12 protein-coding genes and 1 pseudogene are annotated in these 11,330 nt (G+C 35.8%); 8 read left to right on the top strand and 5 right to left on the bottom strand.

Features of this window, described 5'->3' with window-relative positions; all coding sequences use genetic code 11:
* From ES677_RS14475 to ES677_RS14455, 5 genes are all read left to right on the top strand, one after another.
* The coding region (locus ES677_RS14475; protein ID WP_211357893.1) for a hypothetical protein at positions 1-405 on the top strand (405 nt) is incomplete at its 5' end.
* A 145-nt stretch (positions 406-550) separates the two neighbouring features.
* The gene (locus ES677_RS14470; RefSeq protein WP_148381621.1) at positions 551-1,156 is read left to right on the top strand and encodes a hypothetical protein; all 606 of its coding nucleotides are present in this window, start codon (positions 551-553) and stop codon (positions 1,154-1,156) included.
* Between the two features lie 811 nt (positions 1,157-1,967).
* Positions 1,968-2,645 carry a hypothetical protein gene (locus tag ES677_RS14465; RefSeq protein ID WP_148381620.1) on the top strand — a complete coding sequence of 226 codons (678 nt, stop codon included), beginning with the start codon at positions 1,968-1,970 and terminating at the stop codon, positions 2,643-2,645.
* Positions 2,646-3,528: 883 nt separating this feature from the next.
* Positions 3,529-3,996, top strand: a complete 468-nt coding sequence (locus tag ES677_RS14460; protein WP_148381619.1) for a hypothetical protein — start codon at positions 3,529-3,531, stop codon at positions 3,994-3,996.
* Positions 3,997-4,754: 758 nt separating this feature from the next.
* The gene (locus tag ES677_RS14455) at positions 4,755-5,336 is read left to right on the top strand and encodes a TlpA family protein disulfide reductase (RefSeq protein ID WP_148381618.1); all 582 of its coding nucleotides are present in this window, start codon (positions 4,755-4,757) and stop codon (positions 5,334-5,336) included.
* A gap of 57 nt (positions 5,337-5,393) precedes the next feature.
* Here the strand turns inward: ES677_RS14455 and ES677_RS15965 are convergent.
* Positions 5,394-5,528: pseudogene (locus ES677_RS15965) on the bottom strand (IS110 family transposase); the annotation flags it as partial.
* A 952-nt stretch (positions 5,529-6,480) separates the two neighbouring features.
* On the opposite strand from ES677_RS15965, the gene ES677_RS14450 reads away from it, so the two are divergent.
* On the top strand, positions 6,481-7,443 hold the full coding sequence (locus tag ES677_RS14450) for an endonuclease/exonuclease/phosphatase family protein (protein WP_148370118.1): 963 nt from the start codon (positions 6,481-6,483) through the stop codon (positions 7,441-7,443).
* Positions 7,444-7,661: 218 nt separating this feature from the next.
* Here the strand turns inward: ES677_RS14450 and ES677_RS15350 are convergent, their stop codons facing one another.
* The 4 genes from ES677_RS15350 to ES677_RS14430 all read right to left on the bottom strand — a co-directional run bounded on the left by ES677_RS15350 (position 7,662) and on the right by ES677_RS14430 (position 9,678).
* The gene (locus ES677_RS15350; protein WP_170235069.1) at positions 7,662-7,832 is read right to left on the bottom strand and encodes a hypothetical protein; all 171 of its coding nucleotides are present in this window, start codon (positions 7,830-7,832) and stop codon (positions 7,662-7,664) included.
* A 445-nt stretch (positions 7,833-8,277) separates the two neighbouring features.
* On the bottom strand, positions 8,278-8,514 hold the full coding sequence (locus tag ES677_RS14440) for a hypothetical protein (protein WP_148381616.1): 237 nt from the start codon (positions 8,512-8,514) through the stop codon (positions 8,278-8,280).
* A gap of 11 nt (positions 8,515-8,525) precedes the next feature.
* Positions 8,526-8,921, bottom strand: a complete 396-nt coding sequence (locus tag ES677_RS14435; protein WP_148381615.1) for a DUF5675 family protein — start codon at positions 8,919-8,921, stop codon at positions 8,526-8,528.
* Position 8,922: 1 nt separating this feature from the next.
* Positions 8,923-9,678, bottom strand: a complete 756-nt coding sequence (locus tag ES677_RS14430; protein WP_148381623.1) for a hypothetical protein — start codon at positions 9,676-9,678, stop codon at positions 8,923-8,925.
* A gap of 149 nt (positions 9,679-9,827) precedes the next feature.
* On the opposite strand from ES677_RS14430, the gene ES677_RS14425 reads away from it, so the two are divergent.
* Together ES677_RS14425 and ES677_RS14420 are read left to right on the top strand one after the other, a co-directional pair.
* Positions 9,828-10,022 (top strand): hypothetical protein, encoded by a 195-nt coding sequence (locus ES677_RS14425; protein ID WP_148370114.1) that lies wholly within the window; start codon positions 9,828-9,830, stop codon positions 10,020-10,022.
* 399 nt (positions 10,023-10,421) lie between these two features.
* Complete coding sequence (locus ES677_RS14420) at positions 10,422-10,766, top strand: DUF3024 domain-containing protein (protein WP_148370113.1); 345 nt, start codon at positions 10,422-10,424, stop codon at positions 10,764-10,766.
* Positions 10,767-11,330 lie beyond the last annotated feature (564 nt).

The raw sequence follows: 11,330 nt of genomic DNA, 5'->3' as shown, positions 1-11,330 counted from the left end.
CAAATAAAAACTGACTCGCTTCTGACTGAAAAGCTGAACGCTGAATGGATTTTGAAATTCAAAAGTATTAACTCAAAAAAATTGAAATTAGAATTCATTAAGGAAAAAATTTACTATGATAGTAAGTTTAATGCTAGAATAGGAACTTGTTTCGTTGAAATAGATAGAAATCACGAAGATTATAGAGGTGAAGATTACTATTACGAATGTAAAGTTCTATTTTTATTAAAATTAGACAAAAAACATTATATATTAGGTGTTAATATTTTAGATCAAATTAAACAGAATAACCTTAATGATATTACAATAATCAAAAGTGATATTAATCTCCCAGGAATTTGTGGTAATATTACTATTGAAATAAATGATAAAAAATTAAAACGGAAAATAAAAAACGTGCTGTAACACCGTATAAAAATAATTGCGGTTTAGTACTTAATCATAGGTCGTTACGTGTTTGTAACGTCTGATTTTCCTTCGGAAAATCCTCGCATACAAACCCGCAACTATTCTTATACAAAAACGTTGGCAGTAAGTTGAACAAACATCTATGAGAAAAATAACATTCCTAGTATTATTGGTAATTGCATCTTCTTGCAAACAAGAAAACGAACCATATTCTATGTATGGATTATTAAATGAAGAATTTGTTTATTCAAGTGAAATGCTAAAAGTTCAAATTGCGGAAAGTCTTTCAAATGACAAACTGATTAATAATGAATCCGCAAAAGTTTACGATAATTTGACAAGCGAATACTTAGCTTATTTGGACAGAACCTACTCGGAATTAATTAATCATCCGAAAATAGAAAAAGATAGAAGTTACGATGGTGAATTTTCTAAAAAAGAATATATAAACGATTTATTTTTTATTGGAGACGAATACAATGAAAAGGGAACTGAATTCATTTCTAAATTGGAAAAATATAGAACTGAAATTTTAAAGTTAATTAAAGATAGAAATTTAACAAAACGAGTAAATGCTACATTAAACACAATGTACATTCAAAATCGAGAAGGAAAGAAAATCAAATATCTGAATTACCTTTACCAAGATATGCCACTAATTAGTGTTTTGACTCATATGAAAAACAAAGAAAAGTCAATTCTGGAATTTGAAAATGACTTTCTGAAAAATATACAACTGAACGAATAAAACCTACTGCCAATCGAGTAGACGGCTGACAATCGAATGATTGCCAGTGCGCCTCTCACACCACCGTACGTACGGCGGTTCAACGTTCATCTCAACAATTGCTCTTTACACCAATTGAAGCTACCTACTATTTTAAGCATAGGCTACAAAAATTTGCTCCTATGCGAATTTAATAGAGAACGGTGTTCCGTCCTTCCTTAATTGTGAGTCCTATGGGCTTTTTCTCCCACCTCGTTTCCCTTAAGTACTATGACTTCTGCTGACTTCTCCAATAGGCCAACTCGTAACTTTGGAGATCTCCCCAGGTAATGACATCTTCTTTCACTCAATCCCTGCCGTATCTACCTACTTACCCTTTTGATACTCTTTGGGCGTTGCAATGATGTGGTTGCTTACCCGAATAAATAGGCCTCTGTATACGGTTTCTGTTCGTCAGTACCGAGTTTTGTAGTCTCGCTTTCTTCAGAGGTAACTTTGCAGTTACCACCCTTGCGACTTACTAATGCTTCTAGGCGTTACCCCAGCGCATAAGGGACTTGCACCCTCTAGATTAATTACTTACTTTGCTGTAAGTTAAAGATGCCCATACGGGGCACACACAACGTATATAAAAAATAGCGCGAGTCGTTGCTAACAGGAAGGTTCGGGCATTTTTGGAAAGTCGCCAAATTTTTAAATTTGACAAATTCCCAAAAATAAAATAATTAATAAAATTTAAAAATTCGGCTTGTGTTTCATCCGAATAGTTACCGCTTATTTTCAGCGCTACTTTTCATATACAAGACCGTTGGCAAAAATTAAAAACAAGAATATGAATAGAATATTAAAAATATTTGGATTATTGATCATCTTGACAGCTGTAAGTAGTTGTGCTGTTAAAATGCCTCTTTCGAGTAATTATTACTCTAATCAGAAAAAAGTTGGAGTAATTTACTTAATTGACTCTATAGGAGTTTATAGAGAAGGTGCTCAAGGATTGTTAGATATGGCATTGACAGCAGGTAAAAGATTTAAAGAACCTCTTTCGATAGTGGACAAAAAAATTAATCCAAATAATGATATAAAAGATTTATACATACAAATATTCAAAACAAAAGGAAAACCTTTAAAAGATATTGATTTCGAGTACGACATTGAGAAACTTACAAAGTTTGAAAAACCATCTTCATCAAAAAAGAAGTTTCATAAATATGACCTTCGGTTTTTAAAAGACAAAGGAATAGATGAACTTTTAATTGTAGATGTTCAATATGGACTTTTAGTGAGTTATTATGGGATGATTGAAACTGGAAAAACGGGAAATTGTAGAATTGATTCTGAGATTATTGACCTTTCAGACAATTCAATAGTTTTTAAAGATTTTTCTAACTCTGTTGAGAAAATTAATGGAAAATGGAAAACACCACCTAGATATGAAAATTTAAAAAATTCTATTTCAGGAGCAATTGTGAAAACAATTAATTTGGAAAGAAGTAAATTGAATAAATAACTTTTGCTAATCGAGTAGACGGCTGACAATCGAATGATTGCCAGTGCGCCTCTCACACCACCGTAAATACGGTGGTGCAATAGTCATTTCAACAATTGCGCTTTACACCAATTGAAGCGACCTACTATTTTAAGCATAGGCTACAAAAATTTGCGCCTATGCGAATGTAATAGAGAACGGTGTTCCGTCCTTCCTTAATTGTGAGTCCTATGGGCTTTTTCTCCCACCTCGTTTCCCTTAAGTACTATGACTTCTGCTGACTTCTCCAATAGGCCAACTCGTAACTTTGGAGATCTCCCCAGGTAATGACATCTTCTTTCACTCAATCCCTGCCGTATCTACCTACTTACCCTTTTGATACTCTTTGGGCGTTGCAATGATGTGGTTGCTTACCCGAATAAATAGGCCTCTGTATACGGTTTCTGTTCGTCAGTACCGAGTTTTGTAGTCTCGCTTTCTTCAGATGTAACTTTGCAGTTACCACCCTTGCGACTTACTAATGCTTCTAGGCGTTACCCCAGCGCATAAGGGACTTGCACCCTCTAGATTAATTACTTACTTTGCTGTAAGTTAAAGATGCCCATACTGGGCACACACAACGTATATAATTAATTGCTTGGTCACTGCCGACTTACGAACATTCCTGCGGAATATTCTATCTGTGATTTATTTGCTAAATTAGTTGCTTAACCACGCAACTAACCATACACAAGACCGTTATGCTACATTAAAACCAACATAACGGTCAAAAACGGACTGACCATCCAAAGTCAAAATAATTTTTAATTGACATTAAAAAACATTAAATTCGAGAACGTTATGAGCGTGTGTTTGAAAATCGATAAGAGTAAAACCATTAATTTATTAATTAAAAACAAAAATTATGAAATCAATTATTAAAATTACAACGATACTGTTTTTTGCACTTTCTTTAAGTTCTTGCAGTAACGACAACACTGAAGACTTAAACGACAATCAGTTGATTGATAATAACCAGTCAATTGATAAAATTATGTCTGAAATCACTAAACTTGGCAATGAAAACGAAAAAGCCGTGGCATTTCAAATAGTGCTAGAAAATGGGAAATTCACTAAAAAAAATGTTAAAATAGTGGACGATATTAAGTTTATTAATGATTTTGAAAATGGTTACAACGGAACTTCAAATCAATTAATACAAGATACCATGCAAATTAATTGTGAAACCGAAGATGGTACAATTACGACATATTGTGATGGAGATGATGGTGGATGTGTTGGTGGTGCAATTAGAAACTGTTTAGATAGTGGAGGTTGTGCAACAGTTTGTGGTGCTAGGATTACATATATTCCAAAAAAAATCAAGCTATAATAACGTAGCATAATCGAGTAGACGGCTGACAATCGAATGATTGCCAGTGCGCCTCTCACACCGTACGTACTGGTCTCGTATACGGCGGTTCAACGTTCATCTCAACAATTGCTCTTTACACCAATTGAAGCGACCTACTATTTTAAGCATAGGCTACAAAAATTTGCGCCTATGCGAATGTAATAGAGAACGGTGTTCCGTCCTTCCTTAATTGTGAGTCCTATGGGCTTTTTCTCCCACCTCGTTTCCCTTAAGTACTATGACTTCTGCTGACTTCTCCAATAGGCCAACTCGTAACTTTGGAGATCTCCCCAGGTAATGACATCTTCTTTCACTCAATCCCTGCCGTATCTACCTACTTACCCTTTTGGTATACTTTGGGCGTTGCAATGATGTGGTTGCTTACCCGAGTAAATAGGCCTCTGTATACGGTTTCTGTTCGTCAGTACCGAGTTTTGTAGTCTCGCTTTCTTCAGAGGTAACTTTGCAGTTACCACCCTTGCGACTTACTAATGCTTCTAGGCGTTACCCCAGCGCATAAGGGACTTGCACCCTCTAGATTAATTACTTACTTTGCTGTAAGTTAAAGATGCCCATACTGGGCACACACAACGTATATAGTTTATTGATAGGTCACAACCTACTTATGAAAATACTCTCATCACCTATATTTGTTTTTTATTTACTAAATTAGGTGCTTAAACGCCGCAACAAACCATATACAAAAACGTTAGGCGTAATTTAAAAAAATCCTGAATATGAACAATATAAGATTAATATTCATAACAATTCTGACTTTATCATTTGGAATATCATTTGGCCAAAGTATCAATTGCGAACTAACAAAAAGTGCGTCAGAAAAAATTTTTATAGTAGATAAAGATGACATTATTTGTTTAGCAGAAAATTCAGAAAAAGAAAAAACATTGATTTATACTTTTGGAATTTGGTGCTCACCCTGCATAAAACATTTACCAAACGCACTAAAACTTGCAAAAGAAAATAATCTTGATTTTTATGTATTGCTAATGGAAAAAGAGAATAGCGATAAAGAATTAAGAGCAATTGAATTTTTAGAACAAATACAAGAAAAAACCAAATTTGAAATTAAGGTAATTAACTTAAAGGACGAAAATGGAAGACCTAATAAAAAATACAAACAATTTTTAACAGAAATCACACCACCTGAATTTGAGAATATTAATGATATGTCTAAATATATTGTAATTGACAAAAAAGGGAAAGTTCTGATGGTTACAAATTGGAAAGATAACAGAGAATATGATTGGGAAGATGATTCAAATATGATTAAAGAAAGAATAATACCGATACTAAATTAAACGGACAAAAAAACGTTGCACAACAAAGTACTGTGGTAAAAAACAAGTAAAAACTCATTAACTTTTCACTAAAGCACTTCTGTAAATATCATCATATATTACTCCAGATTTTGTTATTGCAAAAGCTTGTTTTAGTAGCTTATTATAGCACGTGATCAACGTTAGTTTTTTGATCTTTCCTTGAACTACTATAAACTGAATAGAGAGGGTAAAACAAAAAATAGTGACAATCCCGTATCCTTAGAAAACACAGTGGTAGAATTAAACAGTAGTGACAGGTAATAAGGTGTTCGGCAGTCCCTCCATTTAGTTCCATAGCGCATATCTGCAAGCCAAATTACCATTACAAGTAGGTAATAGCATAAAATCAACCTTTAGGGCTTTTACAATCCATTACTAACTTAAAGCCTTGCATACACCATAAATACAACCACTGCGGCGACACGTCCTCGCGGTCGTATGTATTTGCACTACTGCACACACTACACTCCTTTCTCACCCGTAGCTACTTTTTTACTCCAAACCCCAATAAGGAAAGCGCTAAAAGCGCAATGTTAATCGTTTAGGGTAAAACCGCTATTTAATATGATGCGAGCCTGCGGGTCACTTCGGGCTCAACCCAAAACCCAAAGCAATCAGTATAAACGATAAAACAAAACAGAAATCAATCAATAGTAATGGCCTACATAAATCACCAGATATATAGTGATATAAGAACGCATTTCAAGTCGAAACGTTTTGCTTAGAAGCAGCAACCGTTGCTTTAGGTTTTAGGTCTAACGGTGTCACGTTTTTTGAAGTCGTAATAAGCAACCGTATCATAACTTAAAAAGTCCTCCAGCAGTACCATAGAAAAAAGGGTACCGCTTCCCTCCTATGTATGTAAGAGCTGTGTATTCCATCCACGTTTCCCAGTAGTCAAACACGCCTCTCACACACAGCCCTTACCTAAAAACGTAACCAATAAACTCCCCAATAAACAATCAAAAAAAGCGCCACCTAGTGTAAAACATTGTCGCGAGAGCGCTCGTACCTCACACTATCACTCACAACACCCTTGTTCATCTCGCAGGCGGCTCGCGCCTTTTAGATTACCTGCTTAACAAACAATTGTAAATACATACAAATAGTATTATATTGAGGTATGAATTCAATCCTAAAACAACCGCCTGCAGAAGTAAAAGAGAATCTAGAACTTCTAAAAGCGGACTTAGATAATAAAATACCAACTAAACAATTAGATAGAAACCTTCTAATTGCAACCTGGAACATAAGAGCATTTGGAAACCTAACACGAAAATGGGATTCCGATGATGACGATTCACCTAAAAGAGATTTACATTCAATTCTATGTATTGCAGAAATCATAAAACGTTTTGATGTTATAGCAGTACAAGAAGTAAAAGATAACCTACGTGCTTTAAGAGATACTTTGAAAGTATTAGGGGCAAATTGGTCTTTAATCCTAACCGATGTAAACAAAGGTAAAGTTGGGAATGGTGAACGAATGGCATATATATTTGATACGCGCCGTGTACAACTTTCAGGATTGGCAGGTGAATTAGTAGTACCTGAAGAATGGGAAGATTCAATTAAAGATAATGCATTGTCAAATCAATTTGTCAGATCACCTTATGCGGTAAGCTTCAAATCAGGCAAGCGTACATTTATTTTAGTGACGCTTCACATTCTCTACGGTAAAAATAAGAAAAGTCGTATTCCAGAATTACGTGGCATTGCAAAGTGGCTTAGGGATTGGGCAGATAATGTAAATGCATATCATCAAGACTTTATTGCGTTAGGAGATTTCAATATTGATAAGCGTGGCGACTTATTAGATCAAACATTTTTATCTGAGGGGTTATATGTGCCAGCGCAATTACAAAACGACAAGGTAACGCGGTCTATTTTCAATAAAACAAAGTACTATGATCAAATTGCTTGGTTTAATAGTGATGATAAAGGACCTAAATTATCTATGGAGTTTGTAAATGGAGGTAATTATGACTTTGTAAACGTGGCTTTAAAAAACCGTTTGCTAACCAATAATAGCTTATCCTGGTTGATATCAGATCACTATCCACTTTGGACAGAATTTAAGATATAAAAAAGGGCACAAATAGAGTTGGCTTCCATCGGCCAACGCTAAAATGCTGTAAAGCTCAAGCCAAAGGTTTTGAAAAAAATAGTGCCCCATAAGGCAGCTCTATTTTTTACAAACGGCATACCATAAGCACCATTTTTTACAAAAAGCGTGACAGCATCACCACGCCAACAAAAAACGCGTTTTCTTTTTTTTACGTTCTAAAAATAATAGGAAGGGCTCTAAGCAAACGAATAGCCTCTACCGTTCTTATAATAATGTTTCGGGGCTGTATTCTCGATATTTTTAGTACTTATTCGTTTTCCTTCCTGTAACCAAGCGTCGATATCTGCCTGTTGAAAAGACAATGGCTGATCTATTTTTATAAAAGGAATGTTGTAACGTGATGTCAATTTATAAATAGAGGATTTACGCGCGTCAAGATAGGCGGCACGTTGGGTAATTGACAGTATTTCAATAGGGTCTGTGTGTGAAGCCTTTTCTGTATTGGAACCTGAATTAAGGGCTCTAAAAGCGATGCTATGTGCGGAAAACGTTTATCAATAATGTCTAAAGAAATGTCCATAAGTAAGAGTATTTAAATTAAAAAAGAGCTCCCATAGGAAGCTCTTAATATATGTGTTTAATCTTTTAATCTGAGACGTTTTAATCGCTTATGAATGCATTTCACCAATAGCGAAACAAGGTAACTTACAACAGCCCCAAAAGCGGCCATAACAGCTGTTTTAATGAAGTCTTCGGAAGAGATCCGCATCCAAACAGAAGAAGCAGTGCCTCCCAAAATGGAAAACCTTATATGTGATACGCTTTGAGACATCCTAATTTATACGATTTCTATTAGTTATTTTTACGAGATGACAGCTTTGGTTCATCATCCATAACTACCGCCTGACTCACAGCTGTAGCCACAGTTCCGGCCACGGTCATATAAGTGGCAATGGTAATAACAATAGCTGGCACACTAACCGGAGCAGCAATAATAGCACCGCCTGCAGTAGCTAGTGCAATCCCGATGTTTCTTAATAACTTGAAAAACTTCGGTGTCGGTTTTTTATAACGTTCTACTAAATTCATAATCTTAAGATTTAATGGTTAATGGTTAATGAAATAAATTCTTTGCGCTCAAAAGCTTGATGACAAAGTGAAAGTACCTTTTGCATAGCCAATCGTGAAGACCACCCTACTCCTATCCCTGCCAACTGACTTACCGGAGCCAAACAGCCTTCCAATTCTTTAGAAGCATCATTCGCAGGATGAATCAGAATCAAATTTCGCTGGCTCACATCCAAAACCTGCAAATGGTCCCTAAACCGACTGGAAAAACGAGGTTTCACTTCATAAACACCTTCCGGAATACAAGACACTTGCCGTTTATTATTGAGCCAGGGCAATTCAATCATAAAACAGATAAAATGTCCATTAATAAAGAGGGCACTATTAGTACCCTCTTTAAAATACTGTCGTTGGAGTAATAAATCCATCTTACAACGTGTCTACAAGTGCTACAGAAAGCGCGTTGAATGCACCGTTTTTCAACGGATACATTTGCCCATTGACTTCCTGATAGAACTCAATACCCACCACCTCAATAACTGGTAATACCGAGTTAGCAGTAAGCGCGACATTCAATGCGATAGGAGCCGTATCTGGAGCCGTGTAAGGAAGAATCCCTGAGCTCGTCGTTTCAAAAACAAACGTCTCATTAACGAAGTCCTCTTCTGCTGCACCCATTACAATATTGAAATGAGTAGTGCCTGAAGGAGCTGCAATACGCACCGTCGGACTGAAAGCCGCAAGAGTAACGTCTGCATTTCCCGACACACGATCGAAAGCTACAGTAAGAGGTGCAAACAAGGTAGAACCTAGTTTCCCGTTGAGGTTGAATTCAAAGCCTAAAAGGCTATTAAAATTCCCATCCTCCACCGTACGCTCACCTCTTGCATTCACAAGGTCCGTTTTAGTAATAGCCACCAGATCTTTGGTCAACCTGCTAACCACTCGTTTGTCTTTGGCGTTTTGCAACAACACACGAATGGAGTTTCTAATTAGTTTGCCGGCCTTGCCAGCGCGACCAAATTCAGAGCCATTTTCACGCGTTCTTTGAAACGCAGGGTCATTAGCAATACGATTGGCGTCAATCCCCCCTTTAGTACGCGCCAAATGCCCATCACTTGACTTGTAAAAGGAAATATCATCCAGAGTTCCCTTTAATTTGATAATACCGACTTGTCTAGCCATAATTCTAAGTTTTTTAGTTTTATCAAAACTCCGTATCTTTAATAAGCAATCCCAAAAGTGCTTTCCGCATATGCCGAAAAGTGCCTTTTTTGCCATTTTAAACCTATTGATGATAGCATTATCAACTATAGATAAAGTATGGATAAAGTATGAGCAGCATCAAAAGACTATGTATTTACCCAAAAGATATTATGCGCATCACCGGAAGAAGTGAGCGCTCTAGTCGCCTTTTATTTAAAAAAATAAAAATACATTTGGACAAGAAGGATCATCAGGTTCTTACAATTAAAGAGTTTTCAGAGTACGCTGGAATTGAGGAAGATATGGTAAATAAATACATTTAGAATCAAAGTAATCGGTTCACTATTCGGTTCACCCTACTTATTAAAAACACCTAATCTACTAATAATCAACAATAAACAAACGCGCGGTTGGTTCCTCATTCTCCGCAAAAACCTTGTAAACTCTATGTTTACAAGGTTTTTTTTGTGATAAAAATCTTAATCTTATTTCAGTTCACACAAAACTTTTGAGAATGATCTGTTTTCCTTAACATACGATAAAAGTATTATCTATATTGTACGCGCTATTAAGTAAGATACGCTTATAAACAACATTGCTGTAGGACATCCTTAATAACTATAAAAAAATAACAACTCCTATAGCTCTAAATATAGGAATTAAGTGGTCAATTTTAACTGATATAATTAAATTTGCGCCAGCTCAAAAAAAATTGAAACTGAATGAGAAATACCACAATTGATATAAACGAAGCGACTATAAAAAAGTACGTGGAATCATTACGACCGGAAAATCCAGAAATTCGTGCAAAACTCGATTTTGGATACTCTTATGACGGTAAAGTCGTTGTGCTGTATGAAATTCGTCCTGTTTGGAATAACCCGAAAGAAATTCAACATATTGAATTCGCAAAAATTAGATTTTATAAATCAAGACAAGAATGGAATTTATATTGGATGCGTGCAAGCGGAAAATGGGAGCTTTATGAACCATTTCCTAAATCAACACATTTAGATAATATTATCGACATTATCAGAGAAGATAAACATAGTTGTTTCTATGGTTAACTCAAAATATAATTATAAGAATTGCGCGGGAATTAGATTGCGGAAATGACTGCTATTATAATCTAAAACTGACGAAATAATTACGATTTCAGATTTTTAAAACGTGGCGGACGAAGAAGAATTTAAAGAGTTTTTTAAGCCAACCTTAAAAAGGTAAAAAAATAAAGGGATTTAATAAAAACAGAAGTTTTAGGAAGTTTCGAGTCACTTAAAATAATAGAGCAGGCATAAATAGTAGAAACGCAAGTAAACCGAGAATAAGCCAATTTCCACTCGAATGATTGCCAGTGCGCCTCTCACACCACCGTACGTACGGGTCTCGTATACGGCGGTTCAACGTTCATCTCAACAATTGCTCTTTACACCAATTGAAGCTACCTACTATTTTAAGCATAGGCTACAAAAATTTGCTCCTATGCGAATTTAATAGAGAACGGTGTTCCGTCCTTCCTTAATTGTGAGTCCTATGGGCTTTTTCTCCCACCTCGTTTCCCTTAAGTACTATGACTTCTGCTGACTTCTCCAATAGGCCAACTCGTAACTTTGGAGATCTCCCCAGGTAAT

The organism is Bizionia gelidisalsuginis, assembly GCF_008086185.1.
Lineage (GTDB): Bacteria > Bacteroidota > Bacteroidia > Flavobacteriales > Flavobacteriaceae > Bizionia > Bizionia saleffrena.
This window is presented reverse-complemented; position numbering and strand designations above follow the sequence as displayed.

What these genes read in the sequence shown, in the direction of transcription:
- ES677_RS14440 (WP_148381616.1), bottom strand. Translation starts at nt 8,514, where the DNA reads ATGAATTTAGTAGAACGTTATAAAAAACCGACACCGAAGTTTTTCAAG.
- ES677_RS14425 (WP_148370114.1), top strand. Translation starts at nt 9,828, where the DNA reads ATGAGCAGCATCAAAAGACTATGTATTTACCCAAAAGATATTATGCGC.
- ES677_RS14470 (WP_148381621.1), top strand. Translation starts at nt 551, where the DNA reads ATGAGAAAAATAACATTCCTAGTATTATTGGTAATTGCATCTTCTTGC.
- ES677_RS14465 (WP_148381620.1), top strand. Translation starts at nt 1,968, where the DNA reads ATGAATAGAATATTAAAAATATTTGGATTATTGATCATCTTGACAGCT.
- ES677_RS14460 (WP_148381619.1), top strand. Translation starts at nt 3,529, where the DNA reads ATGAAATCAATTATTAAAATTACAACGATACTGTTTTTTGCACTTTCT.
- ES677_RS14435 (WP_148381615.1), bottom strand. Translation starts at nt 8,921, where the DNA reads ATGGATTTATTACTCCAACGACAGTATTTTAAAGAGGGTACTAATAGT.
- ES677_RS14430 (WP_148381623.1), bottom strand. Translation starts at nt 9,678, where the DNA reads ATGGCTAGACAAGTCGGTATTATCAAATTAAAGGGAACTCTGGATGAT.
- ES677_RS14455 (WP_148381618.1), top strand. Translation starts at nt 4,755, where the DNA reads ATGAACAATATAAGATTAATATTCATAACAATTCTGACTTTATCATTT.
- ES677_RS14450 (WP_148370118.1), top strand. Translation starts at nt 6,481, where the DNA reads ATGAATTCAATCCTAAAACAACCGCCTGCAGAAGTAAAAGAGAATCTA.
- ES677_RS14420 (WP_148370113.1), top strand. Translation starts at nt 10,422, where the DNA reads ATGAGAAATACCACAATTGATATAAACGAAGCGACTATAAAAAAGTAC.